We start from the raw sequence: 24,315 nt of genomic DNA, 5'->3' as shown, positions 1-24,315 counted from the left end.
CAAGGTTGAAAAGATAAAGGATTGAATGATTGTGCTGGTAAACCTCCTGTCTTCGGAAAAAAATAAAGAATAAAAAATATCCATAAATGTGTAGTAAAAGCAGAACAAAAAAATCCAACTGCTTGGTAATTTCATCAGTGCCTCGATAGGTTTGATTGATAGGGGGTATCTTCTCGCGTTATTCCAATGATGTTGACAACGCGTGCAGCAATTGCGTCAGCGCTCGAAGAAGTTGAGCGTTGTTTAAAATGCTGTAATGCGTTTCTGCACAATAACTGAGTTGAACGCTATGCGAGGATTGCATCTCCCAGCGTTGTGCAAGATGGGGGTGTTTACGCTGACGTTGCTGGCTGAGCCAAAGCGTTAGCGGTATCGCTATCTGCGGCAGGGGGCCGGCGTTATTCGTTAGTTCGAACGATTTTTTCAGCGCCCAACAGAAGGTTTCGGCATGTTCCAGCGTGATCTTCTCCGCAAGCACGCTCTGATTCAGCGCATAGTGCATTTTTATCTCGTTGGCGAAGCTGTCTATCGCATTCGTTTCTTGACGCCGACACAAATGGCGCGCAATACCGAGGGAGTCGAACAGACTGAGGTAACTTTGGGCCACGCTGAAACGTCGCTTCACTGCGGGCTGCTGGGCGGGCAAACCGCTGTCGACAACCACCGCATGCGCAAAGGGCGCGCCTTGTTCCGTGGCCAGCGCCGCCATATGGACAGCTAATTGGCCACCCAATGACCAGCCGGCGATAACGGCCGTGTCGCGTTTGGCACGCGGTATGGCCGCCAAGTGGGAGGCGGCCAATCGCTGCAGGGTGAGTGTGTCGTCTGCGCCTGGCGCGGCCAACCCCGGGCTGGCGATGGTAATGATGTTGGCGCAGGCGCAAAGCTGTTTTGTCCACTTTGCATATTGATGTACCTGGCCGCCGGCGCCATGCACCAAATACAAGGTGGGCAGAGAGGGGCGATCGGCTGAGCCGGACAGCATCGATAACGGCAGGGGCGCATTCGCGCGCAGACGCTCGGCAAGTTTATCGAGCTGTGAGTAGCCAAGGATTTCCGCCAGGGTTAATTCCACATTAAGGGCGCGCTTGATGTTGCCCAAAAACGTGATGCCGGAAAGCGAGCTGCCGCCATTGCTGAAGAAGCTGGCATGGGGGTCGATCTTGTCTGGGGTACAGCCTAACGTATTCGCCAACAGCTCTCGTAGCAGCATGAGTTCCGCGGACGCCGCGGGTGCAACATCGCTGGCCTGACTCCGTTCGGTGCCTGGCGATAGCAAGGTGCGATCCAATTTGCCGTTGCGTGAAAGCGGGAAACGTTCAATGAGATGATAGCGGGATGGCGCCATATACGTGGGCAATGCGGCCGTAACCAGCTCGCGTATTCTTTGCTCTGCTTGAATGCAGGTTTTCCCCGCCTCGGTCAATGTGATGTAAGCCTCCAGATGCGGTGTGCCGTTCCCGGTTTCATCGCGACAGACGACACACGCTTCAGCGACCAGCTCGCTGCTTTTGAGCGCGAATTCGACGTCACCCAATTCGACGCGAAAACCCTGCAGTTTCACCTGTTGGTCTTCGCGGCCGAGAAACTCGATGTAACCGCTGCGATGCCAACGGCCGCGATCGCCGGTGCGGTACACGCGTTCTCCGGTGGTTGGGAAAAGCACAAAGCTGCCGGCGGTGGTTTGGCTATCGCGCCAATACTCGCGGGCAACCCCAACGCCACCGATATAAATGTCGCCGGTAACGCCGAAACCGCACGGCTCGAGTTTTTCATCCAACACCCACATGCTCTGATTTGGCAATGCGGTTCCATAGGGGATGGCGTTTCTGTAGTGCGTATCTCGTGTAACCGGATGATAAATTGACCATATTGCCCCTTCGGTTGCACCGCCAAGGCTGGTGATGGTGGCGTTGGGGCAAAGCCGATGTGCCTCGGCGATCAGCCGCGAAGAGATGCGATCGCCGCTCAGCCAAATATGCCGCAGTTGAGGCAGCGACAGGATGTTTTCTTGTGCGCAATATTGCACCAGCATTTGCAAGATGGCGGGAACCGAGTTCCAGATGCTGATTTGCCGCTGGCGTATCGCATTTAGCCATGCTGACGGCTCTTTCGCTTCATGCGGCGATAGCACCGTTACCGATGCGCCGGCTAGCCAGCTGCCGAACAGGTCATAGACCGATAAATCGAAGGCCAGATCGGCGAGCGCCAATACGTTGTCACGATGAGAAACGTTAAACTGTCGGTTCATGGTCAGCAAGGTATTGGTGACGGCACCCTGTTCCATAGCCACACCTTTTGGCGTGCCGGTCGTCCCCGACGTATAAATGACATAGGCGAGCGCTTCCGCTTCGCCTGGCGGGAAGGTCGCTGTGTCTGTGACATGAGGGGAAAACAGCGCCTCCGGATCTTGAATGCGGGTAGTCTGCGGATAGCGGGCGCGATGGTGAGCCTGGTTGCTCAAAACCCAGGCGCAACCTGATATCCGCATAATGGCGGCTGCGCGGGCATCCGGCAATCCTTCGGCCAACGGCAAGTAGGCGCGTCCGGCGAGGATCACGCCGAGCGCCGCAATAGCTTGATGAGCGCCGCGTGGAAGATCGATGGCGATGAGCGCGCCTGGGGCGGTATGGGCGATCAGCCAATGCGCCACGAGGCCGGCGTGCCGCAACAGCCGATCGTAATGCCATACGCTATCGCCCTCGTACAACGCCGGGCGATCCGCATGCTGGTGGGCAGTGCGTAACAGCCGATCGGAAAGAGGTTGCCGCAAGAATGCCGGCATCGCCTGTCCGATGGAGAGCTGATGCAATTGCCGGTTATCGGCCATTGACGCCAGCGAATAGTGGCCGACGGCCCGCGAGGGATCGCAGGCAATTTGCTGCAGCAGCAATGCGTAAGCTTGCGCCAATCCGTCAATGCGCTCCGGCGTAAACAGCTTGGCGTTGTATTGCCATTCCAACTGAATGCCCTCCGCGCTGGAAATCACCTCCAGAACCAGATCAAACTTGGGCGGCGCATAGCGTCTCGGCAGGGTGTTAACCTGCGCACCGCCAACATTCAGCTCATTGCTTTTGCGATGTTGGCAGACGAACATGATTTGAAAAATGGGGTGAAACTTGCCGCGCGTGGGCTTGAGTTGTTCAACCAGGTAAGAGAATGGCAAACCCTGATGTTTGAAAGCGCGCGCAAATTTATTCGCGTTCTTTTGCAGCAGCGCGGTGAAACTGTCGTCGCCAGTGATGATAAATTGGTGAGCGATCGTGTTGACGAAGCTGCCCACGGCATCGTTTAACGTCGGCTCGTTCCTGTTGGCGATCGGGCTACCGATGACCACGCGATCCGTCGCAGATTCTCTGGCAATCAGTAACGCGAAGGCGGAGTGCAACAGCGTAAACAGCGTCGTACCGTTATGTTTGGCTAACTGGGCCAGAGCCGACTGCAGTTCGTTCGTCAGCGATGTTCTGACGATATTCTGTGTTTTGCCTGCCGCGGTGATGGCGATATCGTATTCAAGCGCGTGTTTTTCCGGCGCACCATCCAGTTCATCGCGCCAAAACGCCATGCTGTCATCGACATTGGCGACGGCGAGGAAAGGGTCTTCAAGGTAGCGGAAAAACGCCTGGCCGTTGTCATAATGGCAATGCTCTTCGTGCGCGTGATAGCCACGGCTCAGTTCATCCACCAGCAAATTGGCCGTCCAGCCGTCGACCACGCAATGGTGAAAGGTCAAGAACAGATAGTGGTGCTGCGCGCTCTTTCTCAAGATCCGGCAGCGCAGGGGATACTCGGCACCGAGATCAAACGGAATCGTGCACTGGGCGTTAAGCGCCGCCAGCATACTTTTTTGCTGCTCCTCACTATTCTGCCCGCTGATGTCCTCGAGACTGTGTTCGAAAATGGTTTCATCAGGATGCACGATGTCAACGGTGATGGCTTCCCCGTCTAGCCGATAGCGGCCGCAAAGCGCACCGTGCCGCTTGAGTAGTTTTTTCAGCGCGGCGAGCAAACGCGTGGGTTCAAAGGGCCCCAGGATCTCTTTGGCGATCGGAATGTTATACAGCGGGCTGTTCTTGGTGAAGTTTTCATACAGCCACAGGTATTGCCCCGCGTAGTGATTGACGGTGTAACAAGGCTTCTCCCCGGTGTCTCGCACTGCATTATCTGGCGTACAGACAGATAAAAATGCGGTGATGTCTTCCTGCACCGCACTGAGGGCGGCGGCGTCGACATGCTCGATGGTTTGGCGTCGAGGTGACAGCTCGCCGAATGTTGCTCCCTGTTTCGCCATTTCCATCAGATTGATCAGGCCGATGACGCTCATCAGTGCACTCCTTCTATGTTGACGTCGATAGCTTTCCCTGTTCGACCGCTTTTATTCGGGCGTTTGTCGCTGTGGGCGGAAATCAAATTCAGCCAATGCGACAAGCTACACAACTGCACTCCCGGGTTTCTCCGCTGTGCCATTGTGAAGGCGGCGCGATGATCGATATTCTCGCCATCATCGAAGCCGAAGATCCTCAGTACGCAGCCGTTCAATCGCTCATTGGCCGTATCGAACCGGATGTGCGGGAAATAGCCAAGCCGCGCGGAAAAGGCTATCAACTCAGTAACGCCGGCGTCGACGGCTTGGCGGCGCGAATCGGTTTTATGCAGCAACAGCAGCCGCTCATGCCGAAAATCGCGCAGCAGGCTTTGCGTGAGTCTGGCGCCGCCGGCTGTATCATGCATAAAGATCATGTAGTTAACTCGGCCGGGCAGGACGAGCAGCAGGGCCGAAAGCGCATCAAGCCAGCTGGCATATTGCGTGGCTTCGTTCGGTACGTTGAATATGGCCACGTTCAGCGGCCATTCAGCATGCAACGGCAGCGCCTGCGGTGACAGAATGTCCACACCGTGTTTGTCGGCGAGGGCGGCCAACAAAAGTCGTTCATCTGCGCCTTCGGGAGATTGAATAAACAGCCGGCTGCTGGCCGGCGCCTCGGTTGATAGGCGGCGGCCGATAGCGCAACGGATGTCAAGATGCTGCGGATCCAGGCCATAGCGTGCATGGGCCAGCTGCGTTAGGTGTCGGCAGAAATCGGCGAGTCTCGGATGTTCAAAAATGTCGCTCAGGTTCAGATCCAACCGACAGTGGGCGTTAAGCGCGTTAATGATTTTTATGGCCTGCAGCGACTCGCCGCCGAGCGTGAAGAAGTCGCCATCGTCACTGCCCAGCGTCGCCAGCCAAACCTCATGCACCAGGGTGTTGAATGTCGTCGAACGCAATTCCCGTGTGGGTTCAGGCAGCCGGGATTGTCTTTCCAGGGTGCGATAATCAATCTTGCCGTTAGCCAGTTTGGCCAGCGGCGTTGGGTGATGCACGAAGCGCTGAGGAATATGTGCATTGGGCAGTTCGCCATACAGCGTGCGGCGCATTGCCTCGCTGAGCGGCTGCCGGCTGTGATAATGCGCGTACAGTTCCGTTCCCGCGTCGCCGCTTTTGGCCAGCACGGCAATTTCGACAATTGCGGGCAACCGGGCCAGACAGCTTTCTATCTCACCCATATTGACGCGCTGCCCGGCGATTTTCGCTTCACGAATTTTGCGGCCAAGGAACACCAACTGCCCATCCTGGCGCTGGCAGGCGATATCGCCGGTACGAAAGGCGGGCATGGGATGGCCGTTAACCTCAAGGGTGACGAACTTTTCCGCGCTCAGCGTTGGCTGATGCAAATATCCCAGGCTGACGGTCGCTCCGGCTATCAGTAATTCGCCGCTGCAGCCGAGCGGCAACAGCCTGAGATCCTCGCCGACGATCGCCGTGTATATACCGTCCAACGGTGCGCCTATCGTCACGGCGGCGCCATCGTTTTTGATTTCGGCGACCGTCGCCACCACGGTTGTCTCGGTTGGGCCGTAGGAGTTGAATAACTTTCTGCCTTTGGGATAGTGCGCGAACCAGCTTTCTTTGGCTCGCGGTGAAAGGCTTTCGCCGCCGATGATAACGGTCGTGACGGCCGGCGGCAGCGTCTGTTCGCCGCCGGAGGCGAACAGCATCTCATTAAAGTAGGCGGTCGGCAGATCCAGCAGGCTGATTTGATGATCGGCGCAGAATGTGAAGAAAGCGGCAAAACTGTGCTTGACGGCCTCAGGGGCGATACACAGGTGGGCGCCGGCACCCAGCGTCATGAAAATTTCTTCAATGCACGCATCGAAATGCAAGGGCGCAAATTGCAACACGCGTTCATGCGGTTGAATGCCATAGCATTTTATCGCCGCATCGACAAAAACGTTGAGAGCATGTCGGGCGCCTATCACGCCTTTAGGCATTCCCGTCGAGCCGGAGGTAAACATGATATAGCCGGTTCCGGCCGGGAATGGCGGCGCCTCTGCCGCTGTTTGCCGGCGAAACACGGTGAAGTGCGCGAAATCCGCCGGCATATCGAGTGTCGATGCGCGCCAATGCGCCAATGCGTCAGGTTCGGAATGAAAGGAGGGAAGTGTGCGATCGGTAATCAGGATAGCGTCGCTAAACTGTTCAAGCAGTTGACGATGAGCCGCTCCATCCCCTTTGGCATTCAGGTTGACGAACGGCATTTTCAACTGCAGCGCAGCAAGCATGCAGATGATGGCTTCCGGCCCTTGCAGCAAGTCGAGCAACAGCACGGTGTATGCAGCACGGGCGGGGGCGAGGGTATCGGCCAGCGCACGCCACTGTTGCTGCAAAACGGCATAAGACAGCGCTCTTAGCGACAACGAAGCGTGTGCGGGCGTGAGGATCGCCGTGCGTTGCGGCGCTTGAACGACGGCACGATCGATACGTTGCATTATATCGACCACGTTCTCGTTGGCTGCTTTACCCTGCAGCGAGAGCGGGAAACGTTGTCGCAATGCCGCGACGGAAAGATTTTCCGGGTCGTGATACAGCAAGTCGCACAAGGTCTGTATCCCCTGGCTGTGCCGCACCAGGCTGGCCGCATCGTAAAGCCCTGAGTCGGCATCGATCTCCAGCCGAAGCGTTTGGTTATCGAGATCGGGACGCATGTTGAAGACCAGATCCTGCGCGCCTCCTGAGCGTAAATTACGGATTTCGCTGCGCTGCGCGGAAGAAAATGAGGCTGCCGCTTCAAAGGGAATGATATTGACCACGATGTTGAACAGCGGCGAGCGGCTGGTGACGCTCCTCAGACTTTTTATCTCTTCGTAACGGAACGCTTGATGTTTTTTGAGTTGCCTGAGCATGCGTTCAATGGTTTGCGCCAACTGTCGGCATGAGGCCGTGTCCTCAATATCGAGCGTCAAAGGAACAACGTTGGTTTTGCAAGTCAGCGCCTGCCTCGTCAGGGAGTCTGTTCGCGCCATCATTGGGACGCCGATCGTTTGCTGTTTCTCGCCGGTACACAAGTACAAATATGCCATCACTGCCACGAAAGTGCGCGCCAGCCAAGAAGGGTGCCCGGTTTGCAGCGCAAGGCGCTCGGCAGGATAGGGCAACGAAGTCACATGGCGGATCGTTTGTCCCGAGGGAATATTGGCGCAGGCTAATGTCATCGGGTCTGGCAGTGAGGCGCTGGCTGCTTGCCAAAAATGTCGGTCCGCTTGATAGGCGGCTGACTGTTTATACTCAGATTCAGCCCTGAGCAAGGCATCGATCGCAGGTACGTCTTGCGGTTGCTGCGTTTGGCCTCGGTAGGCCTGTGCCACTTGGTGGATCAGCAAATAAGTGCCGTAACCATCAAGCAGCAGATGGTGGCTGCAGAAATACCACAGAAAGCGTTGCTCACCCAGTCTAATGATTTTTTGTCTGAATAACGGCGCAGCGTTCAACGAGAACGGGCGCTTGGTATCCGCTTCCATTAATTCGATAGCGGTGGCCATATTGTTGGCGCGCTGCGAAAGATCTACCCATTCCACTGAGATGTTGGCGGTGACGGGATATTGATAAGGCGTACCGTTATCTTCATCAAACAGAACGTGCAGCGTCGGCGTTTGGCTGATGACGCGATGAATGGCACGTTTCATTCTTGCGATATCGAGAGTGTGATTTATTTCGACATATTCCGCGATATTATAGCTCGATTTGTCATCGCCGATCTTGGTGCCGTAGTAAAATCCCGCCTGTGAATCCAATAGTTGATGCTTGCTCATCGGCTCATCCCTGATGTTTATTTTTCTTTATTTTTTTACCGTCATCAGTTTGCCCGTTCGGCGGGAACGCCATACAACCGTGCGACGTTCTGCGATTGGGTGAACTGTTTTAAGGTGTTCCAAACATAAATGCGCGCTGCCTGGTTTGCAGCAAAAATCTAAAATACACAGCGTGCCGCCCTCATCCCATTCTGAGGTATGGAGAAGAAACTGCGGATCGTTAATAAATCGACCCAGCGTCTCATCTCTCAGGTAGGCCCAGGTTATATATCCTAACGGATTGTCCAAATGGTCGAATAATATTTTGAATTGGTTTTGATTAATCGCTTCCTGAGTCCATAGCTGCAACGTTTTTATATGGTACAAACTGTAATTTTTATTCATCAGCATACAGTTAACGGCGAAGCCCAGGCTCTCGTATTGACTGAACTTACTTTTACCCTGCTGGTTTTCTTTGATAAAACTCACGAAATATCCTCAGCGTTATTATTGTAATACGTTGATCGCCTGGCGCTCGAAACGATCCAGATAGGTTTGCAACTGTTCGCTGATCTCGCTGACTTCACCGCGCCAGCCGGCAATTTCTTGAAAAATCACTTCACGGCGCATGAACGCGCGGGAGCCCAACCTTCGGGTGACGGTCTGCTTCATCGCCTGTTGTAATCCGGCGGCGGTTTGATCCGCTGATGTTTCCTGAAGGTACTTCGCGTATAACCGCTGGAATGCCAGAGAAAATTTCTCCTCCGCTGTCGTACCCTGTTGTTCGGCGGAAACCCTTACGGGCGAGTCGATGAGCCGATGCAACAGGGCAATCGCCGGATGAGCATTCCCCTGGCCCAGACCTTGTCGACGGCTAAAGACGCCGGGAGCCAAATCGAACATTTTTTGCAAGCGTTCGCCTAAGGCGAACCATTCGGCGGTGAGAGGCAGGCGTTGTAAAAATGCAGGGGCAAAACCCGCCATACCGAGATTATCCAGCAGGCAGGCTCGCTTGTAGGCCATACTAAAGGCCGCGCCGATGCCTTGGTGCGCTGCCGCGAGAAATGCCGGGCCAAATTGATGCTTGGCTAAATAAAAAGCGAGATCTTGCATGCCTCTCAGCAACAAAGGGGCGTCTTCGTTGAGTTTGTTGTGCTGAATGTAGCTGCGGCCGGGATCTCGACGTTCTGCGGGAAAAACGCTGCGAACACCATGAAAGTCCAGCAGCCTGCCGGCCATATCGCAATTGGAGGGTGAGGTCATCATCACCAAATGGCGGGTACGGCAGTAAGCTATCTGCGTCGCAAGGCGCCGGGCAAGCTCGCAGAGCCCGTAGAATGCTCGTTCTTCCTGCGGCAATGCCAACCAGCGCACAGCGTCAAACTCAGAGGGACGAGGCAGAAAGGACGGTGCGGCGACAATGAGCTTTTCGGTCCGCTCAATATCCGAAGGCTGCCTTTGCATCGCATCATGAGGATGATAGTAGGGCGCGCGGCAAAAATGTGCAGGGCGCACGACGGGTTCGCGCACCAGCAACGCCTTGCGGTTATGGACATCTCCCGCCGATGCAGGAGAGAGGGTGGCGATGGGGTTGTCGGTCAGCAAGATCGCCTTATTGGGCACGGCGCCGTAAGGCAGCAGTTTGGCCATGACGTTTCCCCACAATGCCTCCAAGACTGCGCCGGTCATTGTCAACTCGCCATCGACATGCTTTGCCCCTTGACCGACTAACGCATTGGCTCCGATGCCTTTAACCTGCCATCGCCCATCAAAGCCACAGCGTGCGCCACCGCCGTTGCGCGAAATAGCCCCGCCGCCATAACGTTCGGCGAAAAAGACTTTTTCATCGTTTAAGAGCGGCGTGCCGTCATCAAAAATAGCATGACGATTATTTTCTTCGATGAGATAGCTGGCCTCATTTTTCAGTTCGTCCTGCTCGGCAGGGCTTAATTCGTTGTGCCAGAGTAATTGAGAACCTGTCTTTTTTGCGACAAAAGGAATCAAGCTTTCGTGAAGCATGGCGAGGTTTTTCATTTTTTTAATCGTTATTTTTATGGGTGCAGGGCAAGTTAAATATCGGCCTTGTTGTTCAAGGGATAATAAGGCCCACGTTTTTTAATTTGAAGAATCCGGTGTTGAAAGTGACGACGACGGTGAAGGGCGACCACCGCCACTGCCATTCCATGTTGGGCCCATGGGAACCTGTGGAATAGCAACGTTAACCGGCATGTGCGGTGCGGCCTGAATAGCGATTTCCGTGCCCACGCCCACGGCTAATGATACGGGGGTGGGCAATTTCGCTATTGTGCTCAGGCTGCCGACAATAAGTGAAGTCGGATTATAAGAATCATTGCCGTCAGAACCGTTAATACATGACAACTCAACTTCCGTTAAGGCTCTCATTTAAGCTCCTTCTTGCGAGAGGTAATAGATAACACAAGCGAAAAAATAACTGCCATCGACAAACCATACATTGCCGTGATTTTAAGGGCGGCCGTATCCAAAAGGATCGCTTGGCGCTGCAGGCAGTAGTCTAAAAATACGGCAAGGGGGAATATCAAGAACAGCATGACGATATGGTACGTGCGCAAGCCTTTTTTCTTCGCGTTTTTATAAGTTGCACTGATAATGAGGATGAAAATGACAATAAGAACTATTTCCGTTATAAGCTGCAATTTGATTAGCTCCATTAATCAAAATTTACATCAAGTTACATTGAGTAACCTGATAAGTCAACAGGGTATTTTATGATTCTTCTTTATTTATCAATGGCATTGAATTAATTTCCTATAAACTAATTACATTATGTGACTATATATTGATGATAAAAAACAAAGATGTCACTGGCGCTTCTGGCAGCGGCCGGCGAGGCGGCTAACTTCTAATCACTTGTTTTTGCTCAAACTGCCAACTGCACCTAAGCTAGGAGGTGACTCAGAGGGAGCGATTCCCCGAGACCTTATTCCGTGGACATGGAGGAGTTTCGATTTGATGCGTTTATCCACATTGGTGCTGGCGATCGGCATGGCGCTGGGCTCGCAGGCACAGGCAGCAGAAACCCAACCTCACGCCGACCATAGCGCACTGCCCAGCGGCCAGGCGAAGGAGGCTAACGTGACCGGTGAAGCCAATCAGCACGACAAGCAAAAGACTCAAAATCCGTTCTTCTATCAAAGCCGTCTGCCGTTCCAGGCGCCGCCGTTCAACCTGATCAAGGAGAGCGACTACGCGCCGGCGATCGAAGCGGGCATCAAGCAAAAGCGGGAAGAGGTGGAGAAGATCGCCAACAACCCGGCCAAGCCTAATTTCAAGAATACCTTGGTGGCGCTGGAGCAGGCCGGTTCGCTGCTGACGCGGGTGATGAACGTGTTCGGCGCCATGACCTCGGCCAACACCAGCGACGCGCTGCAAAAGCTGGATGAAGAAACCTCGCCGAAGCTGGCGGCGCTGAACGACGACATTATGCTCAACGGCAAGCTGTTCGCGCGCATCAAGGCCATCTATCAGGATCGCGACGCGCTGAAGCTGGATCCGGAGTCGCGCCGGCTGGTGGAAGTGACCTACAAGAACTTCGAGCTGGCGGGCGCCAACCTGTCGGACGCCGACAAGGCCAAGCTAAAGGCGCTGAACCAGGAAGCGGCGACGCTGAGCACCCAGTTCACCAACAAGCTGCTGGCGGCGAGCAAAAACGGTGCGCTGGCGATAACCGACCAGGCGAAGCTGGACGGCCTGTCGGAAGGCGAGCTGGCTGCGGCGGCCCAGGCGGCCGCCGAACGCAAGCTGGAGAAACAGTGGCTGCTGGTGCTGCAAAACACCACGCAACAGCCGTTGCTGCAGAGCCTGAAAGATCGCGACACCCGCCAGGCGCTGTTCGACGCCTCCTGGACGCGTGCGGAGAAGGGCGACGGCAACGATACCCGCCAGACCATTTCCCGTCTGGCCAAGGTGCGCGCCGAGCAGGCCAGGCTGCTGGGCTACCCGAACTACGCCGCCTGGAAACTGCAAAACCAGATGGCCAAGACGCCGGATGCCGCGCTGAGCTTTATGCGCAACATCGTGCCGGCGGCCACCGCGCGCGCCGAGCGTGAAGCCAAAGACATTCAGGCGGTGATCGACCAGCAGAAAGGCGACTTCAAGGTGCAGGCCTGGGACTGGCAGTTCTATGCCGAACAGGTGCGCAAGGCCAAGTACGATCTGGACGAGTCGCAGATCAAGCCTTACTTCGAGCTGAACAACGTGCTGAACAACGGTGTGTTCTACGCCGCCAACCTGCTGTACGGCATCAGTTTCAAGGAGCGCAAGGACATTCCGGTCTATCAGCCGGACGTCAAGGTGTACGAAGTGTTCGACAAGGACGGCAAGTCGCTGGCGCTGTTCTACACCGACTACTTCAAGCGCGACAACAAGGGCGGCGGCGCCTGGATGAGCAACTTCGTCGATCAGTCGAAGCTCAACGGCACCAAGCCGGTGATTTACAACGTCGCCAACTTCACCAAACCGGCGCCGGGCCAGCCGGCGCTGCTGTCGTATGACGATGTAATCACCATGTTCCACGAGTTCGGCCATGCGCTGCACGGCATGTTCGCCGATCAGGAATACCCGAGCCTGTCGGGCACCAACACCGCGCGCGACTTCGTCGAGTTCCCGTCGCAGTTCAACGAGCACTGGGTCAGCGATCCGAAAGTGTTCAGCCACTTCGCCAAGCACTACCAGACCGGCGAAGCGATGCCGCAGGAACTGGTCGACAAGATCAAGAAGGCCGACAAGTTCAACAAGGGCTACAGCATGACCGAGCTGCTGTCCGCCGCGCTGCTGGACATGCACTGGCACATGCTGACCGCCGATCAGCCGCAGCAGGACGTGGACAAGTTCGAGGCCGAGTCGCTGCAAAAAGACAAGGTCGATCTCAGCTACGTGCCGCCGCGCTACCGCTCCAGCTACTTCCAGCACATCTGGGGTAACGGCTATGCCGCGGGCTACTATGCCTATCTGTGGACGGAAATGCTGGCGGACGACGCCTTCCAGTGGTTCACCGAACACGGCGGCCTGACCGCCGAAAACGGCCAGCGCTTCCGCGACATGATCCTGTCGCGCGGCAACAGTCAGGATCTGGAGAAGCTGTACATCGACTGGCGCGGCAAAGAGCCGAGCATCGAACCGATGCTGATCAACCGCGGGCTGAAGGACGAGTAAGTTCGGCCACTCCCGGTAAGCAAACAAAAGGGCGCGTTATGCGCCCTTGGTCTTTTTGGCTTGGTCGACATTCAGCGGTTCACCACCTTGGCCGGCAGGGCCACCACCAGCAGCGAGCTGAGCAGCAGGCAGCCGGCGAAGGCCCAGAGCGCGCCGCCGCTCTTGCCGGTCAGATCCAGCGCCAGCCCCATCAGCGAATTACTCACCAGCCCGGCGATGTTGGCCAGCGAACAGGCCAGCGCGAAGCCGGTCGCCGCCGCCGTGCCGCGCAGGAAGGTGGCCGGCAGGCTGAAGAACACCGGCACCGCGCCGATGATCGCCGCCTGGGCGATGGAGAATAGCAGCACCGTGGCCAGCGCGTTGTGGGTAAAGAAGGTGCTGCCGGCCATCGCCAGCGCGCCGACGATAAACGGCACGATGATATGCCAGCGCCGTTCGCGCAGCCGGTCGGAACTGCTGCCGATCAGCAGCATGCCGAGCAGGGCGGCGACGCTGGGGATCGCCGTCAGGTAACCGATGGTGGTGATGTCGGTGACGCCGGCGGTTTTGATGAAGGTCGGCATCCAAAAGCCCATGGCGTAGGCGCTGAGCAGAATGGCGAAGTCGATGCCGCCGAGCATCCAGACTTTCAGGTTGAAGAAGCCGTCGCGGAAGCTGTGCTTGCCGTGATCGGCCTCGGCGTCGTCGCGCGCCAGATCGTCGGCGATGCGCTGTTTCTCCTCGGGCGTCAGCCACTTGGCCTGCTGGTAGGTGTTAGGCAACAGCCAAAAGGTCAGCACGCCCAACAGCACGCTGGGAATGCCCTCCAGCAAAAACAGCCATTGCCAGCCGTGCAGCCCGTGAAGCATGTCGAAATGGCCCATGATCCAGCCGGACAGCGGCCCGCCGATCACGCTGGACAGCGGCAGGCCGATCATGAACAGCGCGATGATGCGGCCGCGGCGATAGGTCGGGAACCACAGCGTCAGGTAAAAGAGCACGCCGGGCAGGAAACCGGCCTCCGCCACGCCGAGCAGGAAACGAATGACGTAGAACTGGGTCGGCGTGGTGACGAACATGGTGGCGGTAGACAACAGCCCCCAGGTGATCATGATGCGGGCGATCCACATCTTGGCGCCGACGCGCTGCAGGATCAGGTTGCTCGGCACTTCGAACAGAATATAGCCGACGAAGAACAGCCCGGCGCCGAGGCCGAAGGCCGCTTCGCTCAGCTGCAGCGCGTCGGCCATCTGCAGCTTGGCCAGCCCGACGTTGATGCGATCGAGGTAGGCCGCCAGGTAACACAGGCAAAGAAACGGGATCAGTTTCCAGGTGATTTTGCGGTACAGCAGCAGCGATTCTGCGTCCGCTTTCCCCGCCAGCGGGGTGTCGACAATGGCCATGATGTTGTCTCCAGGTGGTGCGTATTGGCCTCCGCAGGAGGCGCCTGTTGTGTTTGCGTTGCATGGGCGCCGCCCTGTTTCGGGCGGTCGCGTGAGGCGCTGTTTGCGCCTTCGTTATTGTCGTTGCAGGTGAATCCTTGACTCATAACCGGTTCAGGTAGTCGAGCGCCTCCCGTTTGTGCACCACGTCGCCGTATTTGCTGTCGATATCGAACAGGTTGGCTTCGTGCGGGCCGGGGTGACGATCGCCGACGCACTCGCGCACCACCATGGCGCGAAAGCCGTGCTGCACCGCGTCCACCGCGCTGGCGCGGATGCAGCCGCTGGTGGAGCAGCCGATCATCAGCAGCGTGTCGATCCCTTGCGCCACCAGCAGCGGCGCCAGCGCGGTGCCGAAGAAGGCGCTGGCGTATTGCTTGCTCAGCACCACCTCATCGGCCAGCGGCGCTACCGCCGGGCAGAACGCCGCCAGCGGGTTGCCCGCCACCATGTCCTTCATCACCGGCGCTTTTTTGACCCACAGACCGCCATCGGCAAAATGGCCTGCATGATAACGGATATGGGTGTGGATGACAGGAATTCCCGTGCGGCGCGCGCAGGCCAGCAGCTCGCGGCTCTCCTCGACCGCGCTCACCACGCCCGGCGCGAACAGCGGCGCGCCTTCGGTGGTGTAGGCCTGCATAAAGTCGATCGCCAGCAGCGCCGGGCGCCGGCCGAAGCCGATGCGCTGGCCCCAGACGCCGCGGTAGTTGTCGCTGAGGGTGTCGTTCATTCTGCCTCCTCAATAGGCGCCGGACAGCAGGGCGCCGGCGCCGGGAACGATCGGTTCCAGCTCCAGCGCGGTCAGCATCGCGTAAGTGGTGGCGATGGCGGCGGTGATCACCGGCTTGCCGGTTTGAGCCTCCACCGTCGGAACCGCCGGCAGCGAAGGCATCTGCACGCAGGCGGACAGCACGATAGCATCGACCTCGCGTAAATCCATCTCGGCGACGATCCCCGGCAGCCTGGCCGGATCGTGCCGGCCGACTTCGAGGTTGTCCGGGATCTCCAGCGCGCGCCACACCTTGACCTCAATGCCTTCGTGCTGGATGTAGTCCACCACCAGCTGGGTCAGCGGTTTCATGTAGGGCGCCACCAGCGCGATGCGTTTGGCGCCGATCACCTTCAGGCCGTTGACCAGCGCGCCGGCGCTGCTGATAACCGGCGCGGCGGCCTGATTGTCTTTCGTCACCTGCGCCAGCCGGGCCTGCGATTCGCGGTGGTAGCCCAGCCCCATCGCCATGATGGCCACCAGGCAGGCGTAGCCGAGCACGTCGACCCGCGCGTCGGACAGCTCCAGCGCGCAGCGATCGGACTCGGCGTCCATCGCCGCCAGCTCTTCTTTATTGACGTGTTTCATGCGCATGCGGCTGGAATGAAAGGTGAAGCGCTCCGGGCGTATCAGCTGGCGCGCGCCCAGCATCGCCGGGATCTCGGTTTCCATCGTGGTGTTGGAGCTGGGCACGATCTGGCCGATGCGGTAGTGGTTGCTCATGTCGGTGTTCCTCAGTTAATCCAGAAAATCGCCCAGGGCGCGGAAGAAGCCGTCGAAGTCGTCCCACGGGATCATGTGCCCGGCGTTCTCGACCTCGACGATGGCGATCTCCGGCTGCAGCGCGCGGATCTCCGCCCGGTCTTCGGGCTGAATGACGCCGCCTTTGCCTGCGGCCATCAGCAGCGTCGGCATGGTCAGCAGCGGGTAGTCGCGGTGGCTGTCCACCTGATGAAAATCGTCGTAGGCGCGTTGGATCGCCGGCTCGTAGCAGGTGTGCAGCCACTCGGCGCGCAGCCGGCGCTGCTCTTCGCTCCAGGTCGGGCAGAAGGCGCGCATCTGCTCGGCGCTCATGCCCGGCAGCGACTGCCGGATCGAGTCGGCGTACCACGGCCATTGGCCGGGATAGGCGCGGCGGCCGGGGCCGGAAACCGGCGGATCGACCAGCACCAGCCGCCGCACGCCGGCGGGCTGCAAAACGGCGGCGCGCAGGGCGAAGCGGGCGCCCATCGAATGGCCGAGCAGGGCGTAACTGTCCAGGCTCAGCGCGGCGGCGAAGGCGTTGACGTCCTGCGCGCAGGTCTCCGCGTCATAAGCCAGTTCCGGGCCGCTGGACGACAGACCGCGGCCGCGCACGTCGAGCACGTAGACGTCGTATTTTTCCCCCAGCCGCTCGGCGACGAAACCCCAGGTGATCGCCGGGCTGGTGATGCCGGGGATCAGGATCAGCGCCGGGCCGTGGCCGCCATAGCGCAGGTAGTGTTGGCGAATGCCGTTGGCGTGAACGTGGGCGCCGTAGAGGAAGGTGCTCATGCGGCGTTCTCCGATTTCAGCGCTTGCGCGTACAGGTCATAGCCGTAGACCCAGGCCGGATCTTCCTGGGTGCGCAGGAAGGTGTTGGCGTTGGACACCGCCTGCACCCGTGAAGCGCGCTCCTTGCGGTTGGCTTCATACAGCTGGAAGGCGGTGCGGTAGTCGCCGAGGCCGGTTTCCTGCAGGCAGCGGGTCAGCATGGCGGCGTCTTCGATCGCCATCGCCGCGCCCTGCGCCATGTGCGGCTTCATCGGGTGGCAGGCGTCGCCGAGCAGCACCAGGCGGCCTTCGCTCCACAGCGGCAGCGGTTTGCGGTTCAGCAATGGCCATTTGGTGACCTGCTCGCTGGATTCGATCAGCGCCTGCACGATCGGGTGGTAGCCGGCGAAGGTCTCGAACATCTCTTCGCGGCTGCTGTCGATGAAGCTGCCCTGGAAATCCCAGGCCGGGTGCGGCACGCCGCTGACGTAGTAATACTCGTCGCGCCGTTGGGTGGTGTAGTAGACCATCAGATGGCGGTCCGCCGACCACCACTTCACGCAGTCTTCGAACGTCAGGTTGTATTTCGCCAGCTTCTCGCCGCGGATCAGCGCGCGGTGGGCCACCCAGCCGCTGTAGGTCGGCGCTTCGGCGCCCAGCAGATGTTCGCGGATGCGCGAATTGATGCCGTCGGCGCCGATCACGATGTCGGCATGGGCCGAGGTGCCGTCGATGAAGTTCAGCACCACCTCGTCACCGCGATCTTCAATCTTGCTCAGGCATTTGCCGAAGTGCAGGGTGCCGGGCTGCAGCGCGGAGAGCTGCAACGCCTGCAAATCGCCGCGGTGCACCGTCACATAGGCGGCGCCGTACTCCCGGCGGGCGAAGCCGCCCAGTTCGATGCGCGACAGGTAGTCGCCGCTTTCGGCGTCGCGGCTGAACCAAAAATCGGGATGAGACGCCATCTGCTCCAGCCGCTGCTCAATACCGAGCCGGCGGAAAATCTTCAGGACGTTCGGCCCCATGTGAATGCCGGCGCCGAGGCGCGAGAACGCCGGGCTCTGTTCATACAGATCGACGGTAAAGCCGGCTTTTTGCAGCAGCCCGGCGGCGGCGGCGCCCCCCAGCCCGGCGCCGACGACGGCGATGCGTGGTTGTTTGCTCATCATGTTTCCCCTGTCTGTTGGCTTTTTCAGCGTAGGTCCAACGCATGGCTGGACGATCGATTTATAGTGTATGCACTAGATAACGCAAAGTTGCAAAAGTGTTAAATCAGATCTTGCTCACGCTAATTGACAGCGCTTTACTGTTAAACTCATGTTAATCACAGGATTGACAAGGGATGAAATAGGACTTTCTTATGGTGGATATTCGCAGCTTGCTTTCCTTTGATTTTTTGACTTAGATAAAAATGAGTGTGTTCGCTTTAAATTGTTTAGAAAATCACCGCCGCCTTGCGGGCGTCGGACCCCCTTGACGAGACAGGAGACAGGCCATGGCGGTCAATGAAACCCAGTTGGTACAGCTGTTCGAGCAGGTGCTTACGCTGTCGAAGGTCGATGCTTCGCAGAGCGTGGCGATTTTGAAAAGCCATTATTCCGATGCGCGCACGGTGCGCGCCGCGACCGACGCGGCGCTGCGGCTGGGCGCCAGGGTGTATGCCGTCGAGCTGCCGGCGTTCAACCATCCGCGGGCGATGGGCAACGACATGACCGCCTATTGCGGCGATACCGCGCTGACCGGCAACCTGGCGGCGCAGCGTGCGCTGGAAGCCGCCGACCTGATCGTCGATACCATGATGCTGCTGCATTCGCCGGAGCAGGAGCAGATCCTGAAAACCGGCACCCGCATCCTGCTGGCGGTGGAGCCGCCGGAGGTGCTGGCGCGCATGTTGCCTAACGCGGAGGACAAGGCGCGGGTGCTGGCCGCCGCCGCCGTGCTGGAGCAGGCGAAGCTGATGCAGGTGACCTCCGCCGCCGGCAGCGATTTCCGCGCGCCGCTCGGGCAATACCCGACGGTGACCGAGTACGGCTATGCCGATGAACCGGGGCGCTGGGATCACTGGCCGAGCGGTTTCCTGTTCACCTGGCCGAATGAGGAGCAGGCGGAAGGGGTGCTGGTGCTGGAGGTCGGCGATATCTTGCTGCCGTTTAAAAGCTACGCGCGCGAACGCATCACGCTGGAGATCGAACAAGGCTTCGTCACCCGCATTCACGGCGGCTTCGAGGCGGAATACCTGCGCGAATACATGAAATACTTCGACGATCCGGAGGTGTACGGCATCTCGCATATCGGCTGGGGCCTGCAGCCGCGCGCCCAGTGGACGGCGATGGGCCTGCACGACAAGAACGACGGCATGTGCATGGACGCGCGCGCGTTCTACGGCAACTTCCTGTTCTCCACCGGGCCGAACACCGAAGTGGGCGGCACGCGCAAAACGCCTTGCCATATGGACATCGCGCTGCGCCGCTGCGACATCCGCCTCGACGGGCAAACGGTGGTGGCGGATGGGGAAGTGGTGGCGCCGGAGGCCTCGCGCGTGCGTCGGGCTTAATCGTTGCTGCCAACGGCGGGGGTTTGTACTATTCTCGTGAATTCCATAGATGGTGAGAGTAACGCAATGACGCCTCCCGAATACCCGTCAGCCGTGAGCGGCCAACCCGAAAATTATCATTTTACCGAGCAAGTCGGGCACCTGCTGCGCAAGGTTTATCAGCGCCACCTGGCGATTTTTCAGCAAAACGTCGGCGATTCGCAGCTGACGGCGGTGCAGTTCATCACCCTGTGCGCGGTGCGCGATATGGGGCCGAGCTCGCTGACCGAGCTGGTGCAGGTGACGGCGGTGGATCAGGCCACCATACGCGGCATCGTCGAGCGGCTAAAGGCGCGCGATCTGATCACGGTGACGCCGGATCCGGTGGATCGGCGCAAGGTGGTGGTCGGCCTGACCGACGCCGGCGCCGTGCTGCTGACGGAAACGGTGCCGCAGGCGGCGAAAATCACAGAGCTGACGTTCGGCACGCTCAACCCGGCCGAACGGATAGCGCTGATATTCCTGCTGAATAAAATGCTGGAAGATCCGCCCACCGGCTGATTCGCCCGCGCAACGTCGGTTGCCTGGTGGTCGGTGGCGAGAGGCCAGCCCATAAGACCATCAAGTGCAGGCGGAGACGCGAACAATGGCGATATCTGAAGTGCAATCGCCCAGGGAAGGCGCGAAAACCACGCTGACGGAGCATCCGCTGATGCTGTCGGTGAACGGCGAACAGCTTCATGCGCAGGTGATGGCGGATACGCCGCTCTTGCTGGTACTGCGCAACGATCTGGCGCTCAACGGCCCGAAATACGGCTGCGGCCTGGGCGAATGCGGCGCCTGTACCGTGTTGATCGACGGCGTGGCGGCGCGCTCCTGCGTGATCCCGGCGCTCGGCGTGTCCGGCCGGGCGATCGTGACCCTGGAAGGCCTTGGCGATCGCCAGCGCCCGCACCCGGTGCAGCGTGCCTTTATCGAAGAGCAGGCGGCGCAATGCGGCTACTGCCTCAACGGCATGATCATGACCACCAAAGCCCTGTTGGATCGCAATCCCGCCCCGAGCGAGGCGGAGATCCGTCAGGCGCTGTCCGGCAACCTGTGCCGCTGCGGCACCCATCTCGAAATCCTGCGTGCGGTTCAGCGCGCCATCATTCTCTGCCGCGATGAGGGCGCCCACGCTTATGACTGATTCCCGTCCCTCATCGCCGAGCCAGGCCGAATTGCTGCAGCGCGACGGCGTGCTGCTGATCGTCGACAGCGTGCAACCGCCTTCGGGGCCGGTGCCCAAAGGGCAAGCGCCGGTGCTGAAGCCCAGGGAGCAAGGGCTGTTTATCGCCCTGTGCGGCAGCGGCGAAATCTATGCCTTTAACGGCCATGTCGATCTCGGCACCGGCGTGCGCACCGCGCTCGGCCAGATCGTCGCCGAAGAGCTGTACCTGCGCATGGATCAGGTGCGCATGGTGTTGGGCGATACCGAACGCGCACCGAATCAGGGCGCCACCATCGCCAGCGCCACGCTGCAGATCTCCGCCGTGCCGCTGCGCAACGCCGCCGCCGAAGCGCGCCGTTGGCTGTTGCGCCAGGCGGCGCAGCGCTTCGATGCGCCGGTGGAACAGCTCACGCTGGAGGAGGGCGTGATCCGCAGCCCGCAGGGGCAGGCGCTCAGCTACGCCGAGCTGGTGGCCGGCGGTCATGTCGAGCTGTCGATTTCCGGCAACGCGCCGCTGAAACCGCAGGCGGAGTACCGCCTGGTGGGCACCAGCGCCGCGCGCGTCGATATTCCGGCCAAGGCGACCGGCGAAACCACCTATGTACACGATATGCGCCTGCCGAACATGCTGCACGGCCGGGTGGTGCGGCCGCCCTATGCCGGGTACGACAGCGGCGAATTTGTCGGCACCAGCCTGCTGGCGGTGGACGAAACCTCGATCGCGCATATTCCCGGCATCGTCAAACTGGTGGTGATCGGCGATTTCATCGGCATTGTCGCCGAGCGCGAAGAGCAGGCGATCAAGGCGGCGCAGGCGCTGCAGGTCAGTTGGAAAGACTGGCGGCGCAATTTGCCGCAGATGACCGACGTGGCGCAGGCGCTGCGCGACAACCCGCACTCGACCCGGGTGGTGCACGATACCGGCGATGTGGACGCGGCGCTGGCGACGGCCGACAGGCGTTTCACCCGCAGCTACCTGTGGCCGTATCAGCTGCATGCCTCGATTGGCCCTTCCTGCGCGCTGGCGGACTACCGGCCGGAGCGCCTGCAGGTCTGGTCAGGCAGCCAGAACCCGCACCTGCTGCGCGCCGATCTGGCCTGGCTGCTGGAATACCCGGAAGCGCAGATCGAGATCGTTCGCATGGAGGCGGCCGGTTGCTATGGCCGCAATTGCGCCGATGACGTCTGCGCCGACGCGGCGCTGCTGTCGCGCGCGGTGGGCAGGCCGGTGCGGGTGCAGCTGACCCGCGAGCAAGAGCATGTGTGGGAACCGAAGGGCACCGCGCAGCTGATGGAGGTGGACGGCGGGCTGGACGCCGCCGGGCATCCGGTCGCCTACGATTTTCGCACCTATTATCCTTCCAACGGCGCGCCGACGCTGGCGCTGCTGCTGACCGGCCGGGTTGAACCGCTGCCGGTGGCCTATGAAATGGGCGACCGTACCTCGGTGCCGCCTTATGAATATCCGGCGCTGCGCGTCAGCATCGAGGACATGGCGCCGATCGTGCGCGCCTCCTGGATGCGCGGCGTTTCCGCCTTGCCGAACACCTTCGCCCACGAATCTTATATCGATGAGCTGGCCCACGCCGCCGGTGTCGATCCGCTGGAATATCGGCTGCGCTATATCGATGACGAACGCGCCAGTGAGCTGATGCGCAGCACGGCAGAACGCGCCGGCTGGACGCCGCATACCGAACCGATGCAGACCCCGGCGGAAGACGGCGTGCTGCGCGGGCGCGGCTTTGCCTACGCCCGTTACATCCACAGCAAGTTTCCCGGCTTTGGCGCGGCCTGGGCCGCCTGGGTGGCCGACGTGGCGATCGACAAAGCCAGCGGCGAAGTGGCGGTGACGCGCATCGTGGTCGGCCACGACGCGGGCATGATGGTCAACCCGGACGGCGTGCGCCACCAAATTCACGGCAACGTATTGCAATCGACCAGCCGGGTATTGAAAGAGCGCGTGACCTTTGAGGAATCGACGGTCTCCGCCAAAGAATGGGGAGCTTACCCGATCCTGACCTTCCCGGAGGTGCCGGAAGTGGACGTGGTGATGATGCCGCGCCCTTACGATCCGCCGCTGGGCGCCGGGGAGTCGGCGTCGGTGCCCAGCGCGGCGGCCATCGCCAACGCGGTATTCGACGCCACCGGCATTCGTTTTCGCGAGCTGCCGATCACCTCGGATAAACTGCGCGAGGCGCTGAACGGGCCGGACGCCGAGCGGCAGGCCGCCCCGCCCAAGAAAAAGAAGCGCGGCAAATGGTGGTTCGGCGGTGCGGCGGGGCTGTTCGGCGCGGTGCTGGGCATCGCCGGCAGCGCCTTGCCGTGGCGGGCGGAGATCGCGCCGGTGGCGACGCCCGGCGCCGGCACCTGGTCGGCGGCCACGCTGGAGCGCGGCCGCCAGTTGGCCGCTGCCGGAGACTGCGCGGTTTGCCATACCGCGTCGGAAGGGGCGACCAACGCCGGCGGGCTGGCGATGGCGACGCCGTTCGGCACGCTCTACAGCACCAACATTACCCCGGACGTGGCAACCGGCATCGGCAACTGGTCGTTTACCGCGTTCGATCGGGCGATGCGCCAGGGCATCGCCCGCGACGGCCGCCATCTGTATCCGGCATTTCCTTACACCGCCTTCAGCAAAATGACCGACGGCGACATGCAGGCGCTGTACGCTTATCTGATGTCGCAACCGGCGGTGCGCCAGAGCAATCCGGCCAATCAGATGCGCTTCCCGTTTAACCTGCGGCCACTGATGGCCGGCTGGAACGCGCTGTTCCTGCGTCAGGGGGAATTTCAACCCGATCCGCAACAAAGCGCGCAGTGGAACCGCGGCGCCTATCTGGTCAACGGGCTCGGCCACTGCGCCGCCTGCCATTCGCCGCGCAATCTGCTGGGGGCGGAAAAGGGCGGCGCGGCTTTCCTGGCGGGGGGAATGGTGGACGGGTGGGAAGCGCCGGCGCTGAATCAATTGGCCAATGCGGACAAGCCCTGGACCGAGGAACAGCTGTTTCAGTACTTCCGCAGCGGGCATTCCGCCGAGCACGGCGTGGCGGCCGGGCCGATGGGGCCGGTGGTCAGCGAACTGGCGACGTTGCCGCAGAGCGATCTGCGGGCGATGGCCAACTATGTGATGTCGCTGAGCACCAAGGCGACGCTGAATGTGGAACCGCAGGCGCAGTTGGCGGCCCGCGCCTTGCCGGCGGCGGGGCAACTGGCCGGAGAGCGGTTATTTCAGGGCGCTTGCCAGGCCTGCCACAGCGCCGCCGCCGGCGGGCCGCGGCTGTTCGGCGTCAGTCCCGATCTGGCCAATAACACCAATATCTTCAGCGATCGCCCCGATAACCTGATCAAGGTGATCCTGCAAGGGATCCCCAAACCGGCTACCGCCGAATTGGGCTTTATGCCGGGCTTTAAGGACAGCTTTTCCGATCGGCAGGTGACGGCGCTGGTGAATTATTTGCGCCAACGCTATGCCGGCGACAAACCGGCCTGGCGCGACGTGGAGGAGCAGGTGGCGCGGCTGCGCGCGGAGCCGGGGAATCATTAACATTGTAAATTGTTACATTGG

16 protein-coding genes are annotated in these 24,315 nt (G+C 59.8%); 5 read left to right on the top strand and 11 right to left on the bottom strand.

The genetic code is table 11. The annotated features are described in order from the left end of the window. Window positions 1-178 precede the first annotated feature (178 nt). From ACF8MC_RS04390 to ACF8MC_RS04365, 6 genes are all read right to left on the bottom strand, one after another. Window positions 179-4,324 carry an amino acid adenylation domain-containing protein gene (locus ACF8MC_RS04390; RefSeq protein ID WP_314235248.1) on the bottom strand — a complete coding sequence of 1,382 codons (4,146 nt, stop codon included), beginning with the start codon at window positions 4,322-4,324 and terminating at the stop codon, window positions 179-181. Further along, window positions 4,324-8,130 carry an AMP-binding protein gene (locus ACF8MC_RS04385; RefSeq protein ID WP_164104917.1) on the bottom strand — a complete coding sequence of 1,269 codons (3,807 nt, stop codon included), beginning with the start codon at window positions 8,128-8,130 and terminating at the stop codon, window positions 4,324-4,326. Before ACF8MC_RS04385 ends, ACF8MC_RS04390 begins: the two co-directional genes overlap by 1 nt. Before the next feature lie 27 nt (window positions 8,131-8,157). Next, complete coding sequence (locus ACF8MC_RS04380) at window positions 8,158-8,598, bottom strand: toxin-activating lysine-acyltransferase (protein WP_033634445.1); 441 nt, start codon at window positions 8,596-8,598, stop codon at window positions 8,158-8,160. Between the two features lie 18 nt (window positions 8,599-8,616). After that, window positions 8,617-10,143 carry an MchC protein gene (locus ACF8MC_RS04375; RefSeq protein ID WP_128884729.1) on the bottom strand — a complete coding sequence of 509 codons (1,527 nt, stop codon included), beginning with the start codon at window positions 10,141-10,143 and terminating at the stop codon, window positions 8,617-8,619. An 81-nt stretch (window positions 10,144-10,224) separates the two neighbouring features. Beyond that, window positions 10,225-10,512 carry a hypothetical protein gene (locus ACF8MC_RS04370; protein ID WP_125460888.1) on the bottom strand — a complete coding sequence of 96 codons (288 nt, stop codon included), beginning with the start codon at window positions 10,510-10,512 and terminating at the stop codon, window positions 10,225-10,227. After that, the gene (locus ACF8MC_RS04365) at window positions 10,509-10,784 is read right to left on the bottom strand and encodes a hypothetical protein (RefSeq protein ID WP_060420559.1); all 276 of its coding nucleotides are present in this window, start codon (window positions 10,782-10,784) and stop codon (window positions 10,509-10,511) included. Before ACF8MC_RS04365 ends, ACF8MC_RS04370 begins: the two co-directional genes overlap by 4 nt. A 316-nt stretch (window positions 10,785-11,100) precedes the next feature. Here ACF8MC_RS04365 and dcp point away from each other — a divergent pair, with 316 nt between their 5' ends. Then, window positions 11,101-13,302 (top strand): peptidyl-dipeptidase Dcp, encoded by a 2,202-nt coding sequence (gene dcp, locus ACF8MC_RS04360; protein WP_033655188.1) that lies wholly within the window; start codon window positions 11,101-11,103, stop codon window positions 13,300-13,302. A gap of 71 nt (window positions 13,303-13,373) precedes the next feature. Here dcp and ACF8MC_RS04355 read toward each other — a convergent pair whose 3' ends face one another. The 5 genes from ACF8MC_RS04355 to ACF8MC_RS04335 all read right to left on the bottom strand — a co-directional run bounded on the left by ACF8MC_RS04355 (window position 13,374) and on the right by ACF8MC_RS04335 (window position 18,176). After that, entirely contained in the window at window positions 13,374-14,684 is a 1,311-nt protein-coding gene (locus ACF8MC_RS04355) for an MFS transporter (RefSeq protein ID WP_033655189.1), read from the bottom strand. A 142-nt stretch (window positions 14,685-14,826) separates the two neighbouring features. Further along, window positions 14,827-15,456, bottom strand: a complete 630-nt coding sequence (locus ACF8MC_RS04350; protein ID WP_033655190.1) for an N-carbamoylsarcosine amidohydrolase — start codon at window positions 15,454-15,456, stop codon at window positions 14,827-14,829. 9 nt (window positions 15,457-15,465) lie between these two features. Next, entirely contained in the window at window positions 15,466-16,218 is a 753-nt protein-coding gene (locus ACF8MC_RS04345; protein WP_015377793.1) for a maleate cis-trans isomerase, read from the bottom strand. A gap of 15 nt (window positions 16,219-16,233) precedes the next feature. Beyond that, window positions 16,234-17,028 carry an alpha/beta hydrolase gene (locus tag ACF8MC_RS04340; protein WP_039566278.1) on the bottom strand — a complete coding sequence of 265 codons (795 nt, stop codon included), beginning with the start codon at window positions 17,026-17,028 and terminating at the stop codon, window positions 16,234-16,236. Further along, entirely contained in the window at window positions 17,025-18,176 is a 1,152-nt protein-coding gene (locus ACF8MC_RS04335) for an FAD-dependent monooxygenase (RefSeq protein WP_033655192.1), read from the bottom strand. The genes ACF8MC_RS04340 and ACF8MC_RS04335 overlap by 4 nt, the downstream gene beginning before the upstream one ends. Before the next feature lie 326 nt (window positions 18,177-18,502). Between ACF8MC_RS04335 and ACF8MC_RS04330 the strand changes: the two genes are divergently transcribed. The 4 genes from ACF8MC_RS04330 (at window position 18,503) to ACF8MC_RS04315 (ending at window position 24,294) form a co-directional block, all read left to right on the top strand. Further along, window positions 18,503-19,561, top strand: a complete 1,059-nt coding sequence (locus ACF8MC_RS04330; protein WP_015377796.1) for a 2,5-dihydroxypyridine 5,6-dioxygenase — start codon at window positions 18,503-18,505, stop codon at window positions 19,559-19,561. A gap of 66 nt (window positions 19,562-19,627) precedes the next feature. After that, entirely contained in the window at window positions 19,628-20,101 is a 474-nt protein-coding gene (locus ACF8MC_RS04325; RefSeq protein WP_033634451.1) for a MarR family winged helix-turn-helix transcriptional regulator, read from the top strand. A gap of 85 nt (window positions 20,102-20,186) precedes the next feature. Beyond that, window positions 20,187-20,729 carry a (2Fe-2S)-binding protein gene (locus ACF8MC_RS04320; RefSeq protein WP_033648245.1) on the top strand — a complete coding sequence of 181 codons (543 nt, stop codon included), beginning with the start codon at window positions 20,187-20,189 and terminating at the stop codon, window positions 20,727-20,729. Then, window positions 20,722-24,294 (top strand): molybdopterin cofactor-binding domain-containing protein, encoded by a 3,573-nt coding sequence (locus ACF8MC_RS04315; RefSeq protein WP_164104918.1) that lies wholly within the window; start codon window positions 20,722-20,724, stop codon window positions 24,292-24,294. Before ACF8MC_RS04320 ends, ACF8MC_RS04315 begins: the two co-directional genes overlap by 8 nt. Window positions 24,295-24,315 lie beyond the last annotated feature (21 nt).

The organism is Serratia sp. LACPHL-BACT-2024-00286, from assembly GCF_043109535.1.
Lineage (GTDB): Bacteria > Pseudomonadota > Gammaproteobacteria > Enterobacterales > Enterobacteriaceae > Serratia > Serratia sarumanii.
The sequence above is the reverse complement of the archived record's forward strand: the minus strand, read 5'-3'. Positions and strand labels throughout refer to the sequence as shown.

Bases quoted from the DNA above. Each gene is read 5' to 3' on its own strand.
- ACF8MC_RS04390 (WP_314235248.1), bottom strand. From the start codon at position 4,324: ATGAGCGTCATCGGCCTGATCAATCTGATGGAAATGGCGAAACAGGGA.
- ACF8MC_RS04385 (WP_164104917.1), bottom strand. From the start codon at position 8,130: ATGAGCAAGCATCAACTATTGGATTCACAGGCGGGATTTTACTACGGC.
- ACF8MC_RS04375 (WP_128884729.1), bottom strand. From the start codon at position 10,143: ATGAAAAACCTCGCCATGCTTCACGAAAGCTTGATTCCTTTTGTCGCA.
- ACF8MC_RS04370 (WP_125460888.1), bottom strand. From the start codon at position 10,512: ATGAGAGCCTTAACGGAAGTTGAGTTGTCATGTATTAACGGTTCTGAC.
- dcp (WP_033655188.1), top strand. From the start codon at position 11,101: ATGCGTTTATCCACATTGGTGCTGGCGATCGGCATGGCGCTGGGCTCG.
- ACF8MC_RS04355 (WP_033655189.1), bottom strand. From the start codon at position 14,684: ATGGCCATTGTCGACACCCCGCTGGCGGGGAAAGCGGACGCAGAATCG.
- ACF8MC_RS04350 (WP_033655190.1), bottom strand. From the start codon at position 15,456: ATGAACGACACCCTCAGCGACAACTACCGCGGCGTCTGGGGCCAGCGC.
- ACF8MC_RS04345 (WP_015377793.1), bottom strand. From the start codon at position 16,218: ATGAGCAACCACTACCGCATCGGCCAGATCGTGCCCAGCTCCAACACC.
- ACF8MC_RS04340 (WP_039566278.1), bottom strand. From the start codon at position 17,028: ATGAGCACCTTCCTCTACGGCGCCCACGTTCACGCCAACGGCATTCGC.
- ACF8MC_RS04335 (WP_033655192.1), bottom strand. From the start codon at position 18,176: ATGATGAGCAAACAACCACGCATCGCCGTCGTCGGCGCCGGGCTGGGG.
- ACF8MC_RS04330 (WP_015377796.1), top strand. From the start codon at position 18,503: ATGGCGGTCAATGAAACCCAGTTGGTACAGCTGTTCGAGCAGGTGCTT.
- ACF8MC_RS04325 (WP_033634451.1), top strand. From the start codon at position 19,628: ATGACGCCTCCCGAATACCCGTCAGCCGTGAGCGGCCAACCCGAAAAT.
- ACF8MC_RS04320 (WP_033648245.1), top strand. From the start codon at position 20,187: ATGGCGATATCTGAAGTGCAATCGCCCAGGGAAGGCGCGAAAACCACG.
- ACF8MC_RS04315 (WP_164104918.1), top strand. From the start codon at position 20,722: ATGACTGATTCCCGTCCCTCATCGCCGAGCCAGGCCGAATTGCTGCAG.